The sequence below is a fragment of the Terribacillus aidingensis genome, from assembly GCF_900215625.1.
GTDB classification, from domain to species: domain Bacteria; phylum Bacillota; class Bacilli; order Bacillales; family Amphibacillaceae; genus Terribacillus; species Terribacillus aidingensis.
On sequence record NZ_OBEK01000004.1, the window covers coordinates 132,394 to 148,029 of the forward strand.

The following is a 15,636-nucleotide window of genomic DNA, read 5'->3' on the forward strand; positions in this document are numbered from 1 at the left end:
TGATGAAATGGATGATTTAGGTAGTTTAATAGAGAGCTACGGTTACATTGGAATATTTGTTGTATTGGTGCTGGGGATTGTAGGATTACCTATTCCTGATGAAGTGCTAATGACTTATGTTGGTTACAACATATTTATTGGCAGGCTAAGCTGGAGTGGAGCAGTTCTAGCTGCATTAGCTGGATCAGTTGTTGGAATAACAATTAGTTACCTGCTTGGAATAAAACTTGGGTTGCCGTTTTTAAGACGTTTTGGTCCCAAGCTGCACATTAGTGAAAGCAGGATTGGCTGGACTCAGGCCTTCTTTGCCCGGCGTGGGGGGTTATTTTTGATGTTCGGTTATTTCTTGCCTGGAATTCGTCATATTACAGCCTATGTAGCTGGAATAGCGAACTATCGGTTTGGAAAGTTCGCCATTTTCGCTTACTTAGGGGCTATTATTTGGGTCAACTTCTTCATCACTCTGGGGCTTCTGCTTGGTGATAAATGGCCAGTTGTCGAAAGAGTCCTGCATGGCAACACTAAATATATTATTATCGGCACATGTTTGGCGTTAGCTGCGTATTTATTAATTAGGTACCGCAAACGTCGTAAAAAGAAATTGGGTTAAGAAATTGTTCCGATTTTTTCACCAACCTTAATTGATTGGTTAGGTGTTAATGCTGAGAAGGTCATATTTTCAAACAATAGAATGACAGTAGAGCCGAAGGAGAAGAAACCTATTTCTTCTCCTTTCTCAAGTTTGTCAGACTGATTGGTTATGTGAATACTGTTTACATTTAGAGCTCCTACTGCTACAATAGCGCACTTTTGGCTGTCTATATCAACTTCCGTGATCTTTCGGAAATTGGTGGATAAAGGACGAGTACCGTATCTTAGCCCCCACTTGTTAACCGGATATGATTTGCCTCCCAATGTGCGACTATTTATGACACGGCCATTCACAGGACTGTGAATGCGGTGATAATGCTGTGGTGACAGATAAATGACAATAAATTTTCCGCCATCAAAGGATGCTGCATGTTTTTCTCCACCAAGTAACTCCGAAACAGAAAGTTGCAAGCCTTTGACTGGTACTGTCGTTCCATCTTTAATCGTGCCGTAATCGCTTATGACCCCGTCAACCGGGCTGACAGCTATCGAAGTATGGGCATCAATTGGACGAATACCTGGTTTCAATTGTCGTGTGAAAAGCGCTTGAAGACTTGTATAAGAAGATAGCGGATAACGCATATCATCTTTATTCAACTTATACACAGAGGCGAAGAGGGGAACGAGTAAACGGCTGTATTTTGAACTGGTATAGGCAGCAAGCGCTCTGGATAAGTATTTGTTCCCCGTTAATTCTACGAATATTTTTAAACTGAGTTTTAACATTTTAGGCAACTCCTAGCGAATTTTGATTCTTTCAGTATATCTGGAACTGTAATATAAAACTATCAAATTGTAAAAGGTGTGAACAAACATGAGCATAAAAAAAAATATTCCCAATGCAATAACACTTGGGAACATGTATTGTGGGTTTGTATCAATAGGTTTCACTATAGGGGGGGGTTACAGGAGTGCAGTACTTTTAATACTTTTCGGCGCGATTATGGATGGGATGGATGGACGCATTGCTCGTATTCTCAAGGTCAATAGTGATATAGGGAAACAGCTAGATTCACTTGCGGATATTATTACTTTCGGTATTGCCCCCTCTATCCTCTTTTCTTATACAAATACGATAAATGGCGGCAGCGATTACTTTGATTATGCATTAGCCGGGCTGTTCCTGCTGTGCGGAGCCTATCGGCTGGCACGCTTCAACTCAGGTACTTCAGAAGATAATTCCTATTTCCGCGGCGTTCCTATTACTGCTGCAGGAGGTGTATTAGCTTTTACTACCTTGTTCCATGCGCATATACCGGCGTCTGTAAATATGATCATTATTAGTGTACTTAGTTATTTAATGGTAAGCAGTATCAAAGTTCCGAGCTTTAAAAATATATCGGTACCAAGCTACGGGACACTAGTAACTGTGCTGGTGGGTATTGGAGTACTTGGGGTAGATCTTATTTCTTCCTTTCAACTGCCGTTCTTCATGTATTTCCTCACACCAATCTATTTGCTATACGTTTCCTATCGGCTCCTTATCAAAAGAGCAAGACGCAACGAGTAAAGACTGCCAGCTGGCAGTCTTTTTATTTTGTATAACTGTAAAGTTTTTTAATTATCTAATTTGTAATCAATAGCTCTGAATCATACGCTAGTTCTCTGCAGTGTATGTAAATCGGTAAGATTAATGCTGTTTGTTCATAATTCGTGCTATTCGGATGAGCTTCTCGCCAAGAGCATCGTCAACAGTCTCTTGAACATGCGTATCTATTGGAACAATGACAATGGTTTGCTTGTTAAGCGGATACAGCGTTTCCGGCAGCTTCTCAATATCAAGGAAATATGTTTGCGCTAATACCTGGACGGGTGTTTCAGACATGATATAGTACGCAGGATAAGGTACGTCAAATATAGTCACATCACTAAAATATTGCGTCTAAATTATTTTCCTTAGGTGTATCCTCTTTACGGATGATATGTCCCGAAAAGAGCTTATGTAGCAAAATGAAGTTTATTTTTGTACAAAAAAAGGTTCCGTATTATTTGGGAAACAGGTACGATATGGAGACTGTGCGGATGGACACATAAAAAACATATATGTGATTTAAAGTATATATAGCAAATTGTCGTAAGAAATAAAGGAGTACAACATGAGAAAAAGCGGTATCACCGTTAAATTGTTCGCTGTAACAGCTTTGTTCTTCATGGCGTTCTATGCCATGATTATGATTTTTCAACTATTATTCTTTGATCGTTTTTATCAGCATCATAAAACGAAAGAAGCAGCAAAACATATTCATCAGTTAGCAGAAGGCTATGAGAATAATACTTGGAGCGAAGCGGAACTTACTAAACAGACACTCCATTACATGAGAGAGACGAAAAGTCCATTAACGATAGTGGACGCTGAAGGTTTTCAGCTAGTTCAAGATCCGTTTAATATTATGCTGGAAACAGAAGAAGGCCAAATAGTGGAAGTGTCGCTTTCCCTGCTTGTCACAGATTACGGAAAACAGCTTCGTGCCTTGCACATCGATACAGGAGATACTTTAACTGTTCAAGGTGAAGCAGATGCCACTGTTCCTACGGTCATTTATCCATCCACCATTACGAAGAATGCGTCTAGTGTAGGCGAAGATTTGGTCGATAATAAAGTGACAATAAAAGGGAAAGTAAAAAGTATTTCACTTCCTAAAGCTGGTATGTGGAATCGAGGGCTGGGACTTCTATATGATGCATTATTAGAATGGTTCCCACTTGAAGAGAAGCAGATCAAGCAGCTTTCCAAAGGGAAGAGTTTGCAAATTGACTGGGTGGAATCGTGGACTGGAAAACATAATCTAATACTAATTGAGCCAGTTAAGAAAGACGGAGAAATGCAATTTATGTTCTCGGTTACCTCTCTTCAGGAAATCAAAGACACAAATGAGGCACTTCGAGTATTTTATGTATATATTGGCATTGCAGGGCTAATTCTCATCTTATTGCTGTCGCTGTTTTACTCACGGCTTGTCAGCCGACCGCTGATTAAGCTCAATGAAATGGCTAAGAAAATGGTGCATCTGGATTTCTCCTCAGCAAAGCCGATTAAGCAAAAGGATGAGCTGGGAAGTCTTTCAAATAATATGCTTGTTATGGCGAAAAATCTTGATGTCGCATTAACTGATTTGAAACAAGCTAACGGAAAGCTTAAGCAAGACATGGAACAGCGCGAGCAGATGGAAAAAGAACAGCGTGAGTTTTTTGAGCATGCATCGCATGAATTAAAAACACCGCTCAGTATCGTTAAAAGCTTCGCGGAAGGTCTGCAGGATGGTGTCAGCCCAGATAAACAAGATCACTACATCGAAGTGATTATCGAAGAGTCAGACAAGATGGAAGTGCTGATCAAGGATATGCTAGATTTAGCAAAGCTCGAAAATGGCGCAATAAAATTAAGAAAAACATCGTTTCTGCTTAGTGAAATGATCGAGGATTTGGCAGATAAACTATATTGTATAGCGAAAGAGAAAAATGTTGTCATAGAAATTATGCCGAAAAATGAACAGCCTATGTTAGCGGATTATGAGTGGATGGAGCGGGTTATGCGAAATCTGCTTATGAATGCGGTCCGTCACAGTGAGGCGAATTCTGCTATCACTATTGCAATTGAATTAGATCAGGAACACGGCGAAAGTGTGTGTATGATTGAAAACAAAGGCGCACATATACCAGAAGAACAGTTGGGAAAGATCTGGAACCGGTTTTACCGGACGGAATCTTCACGAAGCCGTATGACAGGGGGTACAGGATTAGGACTAGCTATCGTCCAGCAAATTTTAGACCTTCATGCGTTTCGTTACGGAGCAGAAAATCTATCTGACGGTGTGCGTTTTTATGTTCGTTTTAAATAATAGAATAAATTGCTTAGAAGGACACATGAAAGACATACAAGCTTGTTAATTTTGTATATAGAGTGGAAGGAAGATTCACGATGGGGAAGAAAGTGTTGCTTGTCGAGGATGAAGTGAGAATCCGGGAAGTAGTAGCTGACTACTTCAAAAAAGACGACTGGGAAGTGTATGAAACGGATAATGGCAGCAGTGCTATCGACTGGTTTGATGCGATTTATCCCGATTTAGTCATTCTCGATATTATGATGCCGCAAATGGATGGATTTGCTGTCACCAAGCAGGTTCGCATGAGGTCTGGTGTACCGATTATATTGCTGACAGCAAAATCTAGTGATAATGATAAAATTCATGGATTTGAACTGGGTGCCGATGATTATGTTACCAAGCCGTTCAGCCCAAAAGTGCTAGTAGCACGTGCCAATTCATTAATGAAGCGGGCAACCGAACATTACTTGCCGACTGGTCACATGATCAGCTTCGGGCAAGCAATCGTTAATACAAAATCACACCAGCTGGAGCTCGATGGCCAGCAAGTAGAATTGACACCAAAAGAATATGAATTATTGGTATTCCTGCTTCAGCACAAAAATAATGTTCTTTCACGTGAAACAATTTTAAATCATGTGTGGGGGATAGACTTTGATGGAGACAGTAGAGTAGTCGATACACACATAAAAAAGCTGCGCGCTAAATTAAACTGCGAATCCCATCATATTCGAACTGTCATTGGAACTGGCTACAAATTTGAATAAAAGGAAGAAAGAAAATGAATAAGCTTAAGCAGATGTATCTGCACGCAGGTGTCCGTTTTGCTTTACATACCTGTTTTTACTTGGCAATTCTCGTCACCTTGTTTTTGATGTACGGCTTTCACACGGCCAATACAGGCAACTATATTTATAATGATTTTTAAATGGAGAAGATAATAAGATGAGACTTTTAACACGCATTGCACAACATGCGGCAAGTAATCCAGAGCAGGCAGCATTTCGTACAGATGACCAAGTGCTGACTTACGGATTGCTTTGGGACAGGTCAAGCAGACTGGCAAGTTTAATACATGCCACGCAGCTTGGCCGGCAGACGCCAATTGTTGTGTATGGTCATATGGGAGCCGATATGCCGGTATCGTTCCTCGCCTGTGTACAGGCTGGCCACCCTTATATTCCGGTAGATACATCCATTCCAATGGAACGGATGCGTCTTATCGTGGAAAAATCCGGTGCACAATTAGTTATTAATACGACAGATAGCATACTGGATTTGAATAATGTTGCTGTTTTACATATGCAGGCACTGCAGCTGGAAACAGAACAGCCGATTGGCAATGAACACTGGGTTCAGCCGGATGAAGTATTTTATATCATTTATACCTCCGGCAGTACCGGAAATCCAAAAGGCGTTCAAATAACTGCTGCAAATCTTCAGTCATTCACAGATTGGATGACAGGTGACTTCCCTTTAAATCAAGGAAAAGTATTCTTGAATCAGGCGCCGTTTTCATTTGATTTGTCTGTTATGGATTTTTATCCTGCTCTGCAAAGCAGTGGAACTGTGCATGCATTGGAGAAAGAGGTTATCAATAAGCCAAAGCTTTTGTTTGAGAACTTAAGTCGTTCTAGCATACAAATATGGACATCGACCCCTTCTTTTGTGCAAATGTGTTTCCCGAATCCAGACTTTCATGAAAAGATGCTCCCGGAACTCGAGGTATTCCTGTTCTGCGGGGAAGTACTGCCGCTCGCGGTGGCCAAAGAACTGAAAAGACGTTTCCCAAGAGCAAGGATCTTTAATACGTATGGACCTACTGAAGCAACGGTTGCTGTGACGTCTGTTGAAATTACCGACGAATTGCTTGAAAAAAAAGCAGCGCTGCCGGTTGGGCATGCAAAACCTGATATGCGTGTTCTCGTTGTGGACGAAGCGGGTAATCCGTTGGCTGATGGAGAAAAAGGGGAGCTTATCCTTGCAGGGCCGAGTGTGTCAAAAGGCTATCTAGGAGAGCCGCTGCTTACGGAGAATGCATTTGGCATCATAAACGGAATGGCTGCCTATCGTACTGGAGATGCGGGCTTTATTCAGAACGGATTGGTGTACTGCCAAGGCCGGCTGGATTATCAAATCAAGCTGCATGGCTACCGGATGGAGCTGGAAGAGATTGAGTTCCACTTGAATCAGTCTGCGTACATAAAGGCTGCACTTATTATTCCGCATGCACCGAATGAGGAAATTGAATACTTGATTGCAGCAGTAGTACCAGAAAATCATGACTTTGAAAAAGAATACCAGCTGACAGCTGCTATTCGGAAAGATCTTGCGCTGCGTTTGCCAGCGTATATGATACCGCGAAAGTTCACTTATCATACTGCTATTCCGATGACGATGAATGGAAAAGCGGACCGCAAGAGAATGAAGGAAGAGGTATTCGCATGACCCCGTACAGTTCTTTCCTTTTCTTTATTATTCTAGGTATCTTGCTGCTGCCGACAATGACTCTCGGCATAATGGGCAAGCGCCTGCGGTATTACAATGTGTTCGTCTCCATAGTTGTATTGGCTATCATATTTTCAGAAGGAAGCGCAGGCTTTTTCTCATTAGTTGCCTTCACAATCCTGCAGCTGATACTAATTAAAGGCTACATTGCTTATAGGCAGAAGAAAAATAGCAGTCTCGTATTCTATGTAATGAGCATGTTGTCCATCCTGCCCTTGATCTTATCAAAGGTGCTGCCGATTTTGGCAGTGGATAATTTGGCAAGCTTTCTCGGAATCTCCTATCTTACGTTCCGAGCCGTCCAAGTTATCATCGAAACAAGAGATGGCTTAATTAAGCAGCAGCTCTCTATTTATCAGCTTGTTTATTTTATGCTGTTTTATCCGACCATCTCGTCAGGTCCAATTGATCGTTTCCGCCGCTTCCAGAAGGATGAAGAAAAGCTCTGGGCACCGGAGGAATACAAGGAACTGCTTTATAAGGGAATCAACAAGATCTTCCTTGGATTTTTGTATAAGTTTATTATTGGCTACAGCATCAATACGTACTTCATTATGAATCTTGATCATATAGCAGATAGCATGTTTACGCATCATTTGCTGTACATGTACAGCTACAGCTTGTACTTATTCTTCGACTTTGCCGGTTATACGGCTTTCGCAGTCGGAATCAGCTATATAATGGGAATTAGGTCGCCGGAGAACTTTAATAAACCATTTATCAGCCGCAACATCAAAGATTTCTGGAACCGATGGCATATGTCGCTGTCGTTCTGGTTCCGTGATTACGTGTTCATGCGTTTCGTCTTTTTGATGAAGAAGAAAAAATGGTTACAAAACAAAATGCTCGTCTCGAATTTAGGTTATATCCTGCTGTTCCTGCTGATGGGAGTATGGCATGGGTTAGCTATTCAGTACATCATTTATGGCGCGTACCATGCCTTGATGATGACCGGATTTAATTTCTTCGAGACTTGGAATAAAAAACACAAACGCTGGCCAACCGGCAGAATGATGACGGTTGTGTCAATCGTTATTACTTTTCATGTCGTCTGTTTCGGATTTTATCTGTTTTCAGGCAGACCATTTCAATAAAAGGGGAATAGAATGATGGATTTTAAAGAGAAAGTACTACAAGTTATTGCAGAAGTTTGTGAAGATGATGTTGTCAAAGAAGAGCATGATATGGATATCTTCGACGCAGGACTGATTGATTCCTTCGCGACAGTAGAATTACTTGTTCAATTCGAAGAACAGCTAGATATCAATGTACCGATTACGGAATTCGACCGAGATACGTGGAATACACCAAATGCTATTGTAGATCGTTTGAATGAGCTGAAATAATGAAGAAGAAGTATCTGTTTGGACCAATCATTCTAGCATTGGTCCTGTTTGCCGGATTCGTGTTTGTACCGGCATCGTGGCTGGCTAAGTTAGTTCCGGCAGATCGTTTGGAAGAAGCAGCTATCAGTCTGGAGCCGACTATGTTCCAGGGAACGTATTTACAGAGTGAAATGCTTAAACATTCATCTTACGTTCCAATCTATGGTTCTTCTGAATTATCGCGCTGGGATCCATTCCATCCATCGAATTATTTCGAAACAAATGATGCTGCCTATACACCTTATCTAGTAGGAAAAGGCGGAATGACTTCTATTATTCATGATGTAAACTTTGCAGCACATGCTGATCAATTGAAAAACAAGCAGATGGTGATCATCGTATCGCCGCAATGGTTTGTTAAGCATGGTACAGACGAGCAGCATTTTGCGCCAAACTACTCTTCGCTGCAAGCGTTTCAGCTTCCTTTTAATAAGGATGTAGACGAGCAAGTGAAACGAAAGTTGATGGAGCGTTTAATGACATACGACGCAGTTAAAAACGACACATTGCTATATCAATTGTATGATGCATATTTGAATGACAACAAAGTGTTGTTTGCTAGTCTATCAGTGCCTGCAAAAGCTTATCTATCCATGCTTCAGAAAAAAGATTTGTATTTCGCGCTTCTGAAAGATAAAGCGACCAATCGTCATCAGTCAGATACAGTGAAGAACAAGACATGGGAAGAACTGCAGACCCAAGCCGATACATATGGCGAGAAACGGACAGAGCACTCGCAATTCTATATTGATGATAAGGTGTATAAGGATAAGAAGCACTATATCAAGAAGATGGAAGGGAAGAATAAAGGACATTCCTATGAAGAGTCACTTGAGTATGAGGACTTCCAGCTGATGCTGGATATTCTCAAAGAAGCGCAAGCGAAACCGTTGTTTGTCGTTATTCCTGTTAACGGCGCATATTATGATTACACCGGATTTCCAAAGCAAGGAAGAGAAGCCTACTATGACCGAATTAAAAAACAGATTTCGGATAGCGGCTTCACATACGCCGATTATTCCGGACATGAACATGATCCGTATTTTATGCGTGACACGATTCATATCGGCTGGAAAGGCTGGGTTTATTTAGATGAGGATATAGAGGAGTTCCTCAATTAGCATGGAGGCGATTCACCTGAAAGGTGGGTCGTCTTTTTTTTATTCGCATTAAGACCTGCTTTTACTGGTTAGACTATGGAAAAGAGTCAAAGGAGAGAAAACGTGAAAAAGACAATTATTGTGTTAAGCATTTTATTTAGCAGCTTTATGCTGGTCTCTTTTGTAATAGAGATTAAAAATGGAGATATAAACTCTTGGACAAAAGGCGGCGGACGGGTAATGATGAGTGCTTTGCCATTAGCACTGCTGTTTCTCCAGCGCACACCATTTCGCGTGGCTCATATTCTAGGCTACTATGCCCTCCTCGTTTGTACCTTCATTTTAGGAGCTATCTTTCATTTTTATGATACATACAAATGGTGGGATGTAACACTGCATGTGGTGGGAAGTATGTATGTTGCGTGGCTCGGCCTGGCTATTTATCGTTATAAAGTGTTACGGCCCTCAGGAATTGAGATTTCGCGGTGGATAATCTTTCTTTTTGTGTTAGGTATAGCTGCTCTAGGAAGTGCTATCTGGGAATGTATTGAATTTATCGGCGATATGACGGTAACGAGTGTAATGCAGCGAAGCGGAAACAAAGATACAATGACCGATTTGATTGCTGGGCTGATAGGGGGCGTGATTATAGGGATCTTGGCTTTGTTTCGGAATAAGCCGTTGGAAGGGAAGAGGATTTAAATCTGAAAGGATGCAATCAAATTTAATAGTGGTCAGATGAGTGAAAAGTCTTGCAATTAGAACATATTGCTTGTTTAAATAAAACTAGCAAATAAGTAAAGGCAGGTACCTCATTGAATACATACAAAGTCATTACAACTGAAAAAGATTTCGAAAAAGCAAAAGCAATACGCACGGCAGTATTTGTAGAAGAACAAGGCGTGCCGCATGAGGATGAATTTGATCATTTTGATGTGCTGGGCGGTGCTTGTCAGCATCTATTGATTTTCCATGACGGAGAAGCTGCCGGAACAGGGCGGCTGCGATTTGTTGGGAATTACGGAAAGCTGGAGCGTATATGTATGCGGAAGGAATTTCGTAAGCATGGACTTGGAAGCGTTATTATTGAGAGTCTAGAGGAGCTTGTCCGCCAAGCTGGTAAAACGAAATTCAAGCTGCATGCACAAGTACAGGCGAGCGGCTTTTACCGAAAGCTCGGTTATGTGGAAGCGTCTGAAGTTTTTGATGAAGATGGTATTCCGCATGTAGTGATGGAGAAGCAGGAACAAACAGCAACAATCTTATAAATAATCATTACCTCTAAAAATGTCCAGTGCAGCTGGGCATTTTTTTTGGTTTCTCGTTTAAACGCTTACAAAGAGGAACTGCTTTGTTAGAATATAAGAATAGTCAGAAATATCGCGCTGATCATGGGCGCCAAATGAACCTGGAGAGGGGCAGTTGGGATGAAAGATACAAATGCACAGAATTTGATGCAGTTGACGGATCAGTTTGGGGCAAATAACTACCACCCGCTTCCTATCGTTATTTCGAAGGCAGAGGGAGTATGGGTGGAGGATACTGAGGGGAAGCGGTATATGGATATGCTGAGTGCCTATTCGGCAGTGAATCAAGGACATCGGCATCCGAAAGTCATCACAGCTCTGATCGAACAAGCGCAAAAGGTGACACTCACTTCCCGCGCCTTTCATAATGATCAGCTCGGGTTATGGTACGAAAAAATGGCTGCTTTCACTAATAAAGAGATGATTTTACCAATGAATACGGGAGCAGAAGCGGTTGAGACAGCTTTTAAAGCTGCCAGACGCTGGGGGTATGACGTCAAGGGCATTGCGGACGGCCAAGCAGAGATTATCGTCTGCAGCGGGAATTTCCATGGCCGGACGATGGCAGCTGTGTCATTATCTTCCGAAGTGGCATATCGACGCGGATTTGGACCGATGCTGCCTGGTATTAAGATTATTCCTTATGGTGACTTGGAAAGCTTGAAGGCTGCCATTACGCCGAACACAGCAGCCTTCCTGCTGGAACCGATCCAAGGAGAAGCGGGTATCATCATTCCGCCAGACGGCTATTTGAAAGCAGCTTCCGAACTATGTAAAGAAGAAAATGTGTTGTTCATTGCAGATGAAATTCAAGTAGGTTTAGGCCGTACAGGCAAACGGTTTGCTTGTGACTGGGAAGATGTTGTACCGGATTTATACATTCTTGGCAAAGCACTTGGCGGCGGTGTGTTTCCAATTTCCTGTGTGGCGGGGGATAAGCAAGTATTAGGGGTATTCAATCCTGGTTCGCATGGTTCTACATTTGGGGGAAACCCGCTGGCATGTGCGGTTTCTATTGCTGCACTGGATGTTACAGAAGGAGAAGATCTTGCAGCGAGATCCAACCGGCTTGGCTCTTATTTACAGGATCAGCTGCAGCAGCTGACGTCGCACAAAATAAAAGAAGTCAGAGGAAGAGGTTTGTTTGTTGGAGTTGAACTAACCGAGCCTGCACGGCCATACTGTGAAAAGCTTAAAGAACTGGGTGTGCTTTGCAAGGAAACACACGAAACAGTCATTCGAATCGCTCCTCCTTTAATTATTATCGAAGATGAGCTCGAATGGGCAATAGATAAGTTGAAGCAAGTTTTGCAGTAAAAGGAGGCACCACAATGAAATTAGGATCAAGCGGACTAGAAACAGCTCCAATTGCGCTCGGCTGTATGCGAATGAAAGATTTAGATAAACAGGAAGCTTTACGAGTAATTGAAACAAGTAAAGAGGCAGGTATCACCTTATTTGATCACGCCGATATCTATGGCGCAGGATCGTCAGAGGAGATATTTGCTGCTGGGCTGAAAGAAAGCGCGGTTAAGCGGGAGGATATTATTCTTCAATCTAAATGCGGCATTCGAGATGGCTTTTTTGATTTCTCGAAGCAGCATATTCTGTCCAGTGTTGATGGAATACTTGAAAGGCTGCAGACAGACTATCTTGACGTACTTTTACTGCATCGGCCGGATGCATTAATGGAACCAGAAGAAGTGGCGGATGCATTTCGGCAGCTGAAGGAAAGCGGAAAGGTAAGGCATTTTGGTGTCAGCAATCATCAGCCTTGCCATATTGATCTGTTAAAGCAGTATGTAAAAGAGGATCTTATTATTAATCAATTGCAATTCAGTTTGATGCATACGCCGATGCTGGACGCTGGCTTAAATCTTAATATGCACAACCGAGAATCAGTCATGCGAGACGCGGGTGTCCTGCCTTACAGCCAGTTGAACGGAATGACAGTGCAAGCTTGGTCGCCATTTCAATTTGGCATGATAGAAGGTGTCTTTATCGATAATCCGGCTTATCCGGACGTGAACAAAGCGTTGCAGGAAGTAGCGGAATCGTACAATGTCAGTAAATCAACCATTGCCATTGCCTGGATATTGCGGCATCCTGCAGGGATTCAAGCTGTGATTGGCTCCATGAATCCAGACAGAATTCACTCCATTAGTGAGGCGCAAAACGTGAAGCTGAGTCGGAAAGAATGGTACAGTCTTTACCGGGCTGCTGGCAACAACCTACCTTAATAGCAGATGAAAAGATGGATTTCCCAGCGGCTGGAAATCCGTTTTTTCGTGCGTCCATGTAGATGAGAGCGAATTGTATTGACTTATGACACTGTGTCACATTATAATGAATGTATCATCAATATGACATGTTGTCATATGTTAGGCAGGAGAGTAAATAACGATGCCAAAACAAACGTTTCTTCAATTACCAGAAGGAAAACAACGAGCATTAATAGATGCAGCTAAGAAGGAATTTTCACGTGTACCGCTTCACGAAGCGTCCATTGCGAACATTATAAAAGATGCGGGAATACCGCGAGGCAGTTTCTATCAATATTTTGAGGATAAAGAAGATCTTTATTATTATCTGCTGAATCAGCTGTCTCAAGAAAATAATAAAAAGATTACAGCTATGTTGAAGGAGAAGAACGGCGACCTTCTAGGGACGTTGGAGGATGCGTTCCGCCATATGATTTCTTTGCGCCACGATCCAGAACACGGCGAGCTGTTAAATCATGCTTTTCGTAACATGAACTATCGCAAAGAAAATACGATGGCGAACAGCATGTACAAAGAAAGCTTGAAAAATGAGCGATCTCAAACGTTAGAATTGGTGGATACATCTTATTTGAATATAAAAGATAAGCAGGAATTATTGCATATCATCAAGATTGTCGGCGCCATTACGTTTCACAATCTCGTCCAGGTATTTGTTCATGACTTGACGGAAGAAGAGGCGATTGCGAATTACACGACGCAAATTGACTTGATTAAAAGAGGTCTGCACAGAAACGAGGATATGTGATGTATAACAAAGTAATCAAGAAGAGCGACAAGCTAATGAAGAAAGTAGTAGAGACACTGCAAAAACAAGGGGTCAACGCTAGCCTTTGCAAGCGGCCTTCTTTGCAGCATTAAAATTGAATTAAGGGAGATAGAAAGTTGAATTCAGAAATATCACAACCAAGAAAAGTGCCATACTTAATGTTGGCAATCTTATTTGTCGGGGCGTTTGTATCGTTTTTAAATAACTCCTTATTGAACGTTGCACTGCCTTCCATTATGGTGGACTTGGATATTAAAGATTATTCGACCGTCCAATGGCTGGCAACTGGTTATATGCTGGTGAGCGGGGTCTTAATTCCTGCATCAGCATTCTTAGTCACACGTTTTTCAAACCGTATGTTATTTATTACAGCAATGATTATTTTTACACTAGGTACTGCTTTGGCAGCTTTTGCACCAAACTTCGGCTTATTGCTGACCGGCCGTATGGTTCAGGCGGCAGGTTCCTCTGTTATGGGTCCATTACTGATGAACATTATGCTCGTTAGCTTCCCGCGTGAAAAACGTGGTGCAGCGATGGGGATTTTTGGTCTGGTTATGATTACCGCACCGGCTATCGGCCCGACTTTGTCTGGTTATATCGTGGAATATTATGACTGGCGTTTATTGTTTGAGATGATTCTTCCGCTGGCAGTAATTAGTGTTTTACTGGCTGTATGGAAGCTTAGAAATGTGATGCCGCAAAATAAAGAAGCAACACTCGATTATTTATCCATTGTGCTATCTTCAGTTGGTTTTGGCGGCTTGCTTTACGGCTTTAGTTCTGCCAGTTCTGACGGCTGGACTGATTCAGTTGTATTGACAACTTTGATCGCAGGAACAATTGCACTGGTTATTTTTGTTTTACGCCAATTACGAATCGAAAAACCTTTGCTGGACCTTCGCGTATATAAACATCCGATGTTTGCATTAGGTTCTGTCATTTCGATTGTAAATGCGGTGGCGATGTTTTCCGGTATGATTTTAACACCAGCATATGTACAGAACGTACGTGGCATTTCGCCGTTAGATTCTGGTTTGATGATGCTGCCGGGTGCGATTATTATGGGACTGATGATGCCAATTACCGGTCGTCTTTTTGATAAATTCGGACCGCGAATTCTAGCAGCTGTCGGCTTAACGATTACGGCTGTATCCACTTACATGCTGGCGCATTTGCAGCTCGATTCCAGCTATACTTACATTATCGTTGTTTATACACTGCGTATGTTCGGTATGTCTATGGTGATGATGCCGATTATGACAAATGGTTTGAATCAACTGCCAACTGCATTGAACCCACACGGTACAGCGGTGAATAACACAGCGCAGCAAGTATCTGGTTCAATTGGTACTGCCGTCCTTGTTACCATCATGAACTCGGTAACAAAAGACGAGGCGACAAACTTGATGGCAGGCGTAAATCCAGCAACACTGACAGAAACAGCAACTGCTTTAATGACACAAAAAGCGTTGCTTGCTGGTATTCATGCTTCCTTCTATGTAGCACTCGGTATCAACATTTTGGCATTGGTGCTTGCACTGTTTGTTAAACGAGTAGATACAAGCAGCGAAGCTGTTGCGAAAATAGAAAATCAAGACATTAATCAGGTCCAACCTGCAAAATAAAAAGAATGGACTCGGTTTTTTACCGGGTCCATTCTTTTTTTATTTCTAGAATTTCAATGATTGTATCGCACTCCTATACCCATGATAATCCTTTTTTACTTCTTTTTAACAAAATAATGATTGTCTGCTTGTTCCGCAAACTGTACTATTAGATTAGTACAGTTTTGAAACCATTTTAACTAGTA

17 protein-coding genes are annotated in these 15,636 nt (G+C 41.9%); 15 read left to right on the top strand and 2 right to left on the bottom strand.

Annotated features, from left to right (window positions below):
• The first annotated feature begins 7 nt into the window (after positions 1-7).
• Positions 8-610, top strand: a complete 603-nt coding sequence (locus CRO17_RS13210; RefSeq protein ID WP_097042952.1) for a DedA family protein — start codon at positions 8-10, stop codon at positions 608-610.
• On the opposite strand, the gene CRO17_RS13215 is transcribed toward CRO17_RS13210, so the two are convergent.
• Entirely contained in the window at positions 607-1,377 is a 771-nt protein-coding gene (locus tag CRO17_RS13215; protein ID WP_097042954.1) for a phosphatidylserine decarboxylase, read from the bottom strand. The two genes, CRO17_RS13210 and CRO17_RS13215, sit on opposite strands and share 4 nt — an antisense overlap.
• Before the next feature lie 88 nt (positions 1,378-1,465).
• Between CRO17_RS13215 and pssA the strand changes: the two genes are divergently transcribed.
• Positions 1,466-2,161: a CDP-diacylglycerol--serine O-phosphatidyltransferase gene (gene pssA, locus CRO17_RS13220; protein WP_097042956.1), complete on the top strand. Its 696-nt coding sequence runs from the start codon at positions 1,466-1,468 to the stop codon at positions 2,159-2,161.
• A 120-nt stretch (positions 2,162-2,281) separates the two neighbouring features.
• On the opposite strand, the gene CRO17_RS13225 is transcribed toward pssA, so the two are convergent.
• Complete coding sequence (locus CRO17_RS13225; RefSeq protein WP_143596028.1) at positions 2,282-2,476, bottom strand: hypothetical protein; 195 nt, start codon at positions 2,474-2,476, stop codon at positions 2,282-2,284.
• A 271-nt stretch (positions 2,477-2,747) separates the two neighbouring features.
• Between CRO17_RS13225 and CRO17_RS13230 the strand changes: the two genes are divergently transcribed.
• The 13 genes from CRO17_RS13230 (at position 2,748) to CRO17_RS13290 (ending at position 15,451) form a co-directional block, all read left to right on the top strand.
• Positions 2,748-4,490, top strand: a complete 1,743-nt coding sequence (locus tag CRO17_RS13230) for a sensor histidine kinase (protein ID WP_097042960.1) — start codon at positions 2,748-2,750, stop codon at positions 4,488-4,490.
• 80 nt (positions 4,491-4,570) lie between these two features.
• On the top strand, positions 4,571-5,242 hold the full coding sequence (locus CRO17_RS13235; protein WP_097042962.1) for a response regulator transcription factor: 672 nt from the start codon (positions 4,571-4,573) through the stop codon (positions 5,240-5,242).
• A 32-nt stretch (positions 5,243-5,274) separates the two neighbouring features.
• Positions 5,275-5,403, top strand: coding sequence for a teichoic acid D-Ala incorporation-associated protein DltX (locus CRO17_RS13240; RefSeq protein ID WP_425444458.1), 129 nt, complete (start codon positions 5,275-5,277; stop codon positions 5,401-5,403).
• A 17-nt stretch (positions 5,404-5,420) separates the two neighbouring features.
• Positions 5,421-6,923, top strand: a complete 1,503-nt coding sequence (gene dltA, locus CRO17_RS13245; RefSeq protein WP_097042966.1) for a D-alanine--poly(phosphoribitol) ligase subunit DltA — start codon at positions 5,421-5,423, stop codon at positions 6,921-6,923.
• Positions 6,920-8,077: a D-alanyl-lipoteichoic acid biosynthesis protein DltB gene (dltB, locus tag CRO17_RS13250; RefSeq protein WP_097042968.1), complete on the top strand. Its 1,158-nt coding sequence runs from the start codon at positions 6,920-6,922 to the stop codon at positions 8,075-8,077. Before dltA ends, dltB begins: the two co-directional genes overlap by 4 nt.
• Before the next feature lie 15 nt (positions 8,078-8,092).
• Positions 8,093-8,329, top strand: coding sequence for a D-alanine--poly(phosphoribitol) ligase subunit DltC (dltC, locus tag CRO17_RS13255; protein ID WP_097042970.1), 237 nt, complete (start codon positions 8,093-8,095; stop codon positions 8,327-8,329).
• Positions 8,329-9,489, top strand: coding sequence for a D-alanyl-lipoteichoic acid biosynthesis protein DltD (gene dltD / locus CRO17_RS13260; protein ID WP_097042972.1), 1,161 nt, complete (start codon positions 8,329-8,331; stop codon positions 9,487-9,489). Before dltC ends, dltD begins: the two co-directional genes overlap by 1 nt.
• Before the next feature lie 102 nt (positions 9,490-9,591).
• Positions 9,592-10,170: a DUF2238 domain-containing protein gene (locus tag CRO17_RS13265; protein WP_097042974.1), complete on the top strand. Its 579-nt coding sequence runs from the start codon at positions 9,592-9,594 to the stop codon at positions 10,168-10,170.
• A gap of 113 nt (positions 10,171-10,283) precedes the next feature.
• Entirely contained in the window at positions 10,284-10,736 is a 453-nt protein-coding gene (locus tag CRO17_RS13270; RefSeq protein ID WP_097042976.1) for a GNAT family N-acetyltransferase, read from the top strand.
• 159 nt (positions 10,737-10,895) lie between these two features.
• Positions 10,896-12,092, top strand: a complete 1,197-nt coding sequence (locus tag CRO17_RS13275; RefSeq protein WP_097042978.1) for an ornithine--oxo-acid transaminase — start codon at positions 10,896-10,898, stop codon at positions 12,090-12,092.
• Between the two features lie 14 nt (positions 12,093-12,106).
• Positions 12,107-13,015 (top strand): aldo/keto reductase, encoded by a 909-nt coding sequence (locus CRO17_RS13280; RefSeq protein ID WP_097042980.1) that lies wholly within the window; start codon positions 12,107-12,109, stop codon positions 13,013-13,015.
• Positions 13,016-13,178: 163 nt separating this feature from the next.
• Positions 13,179-13,802, top strand: a complete 624-nt coding sequence (locus CRO17_RS13285) for a TetR/AcrR family transcriptional regulator (RefSeq protein ID WP_097042982.1) — start codon at positions 13,179-13,181, stop codon at positions 13,800-13,802.
• A gap of 179 nt (positions 13,803-13,981) precedes the next feature.
• Complete coding sequence (locus tag CRO17_RS13290; protein WP_097043170.1) at positions 13,982-15,451, top strand: DHA2 family efflux MFS transporter permease subunit; 1,470 nt, start codon at positions 13,982-13,984, stop codon at positions 15,449-15,451.
• Positions 15,452-15,636: the final 185 nt, after the last annotated feature.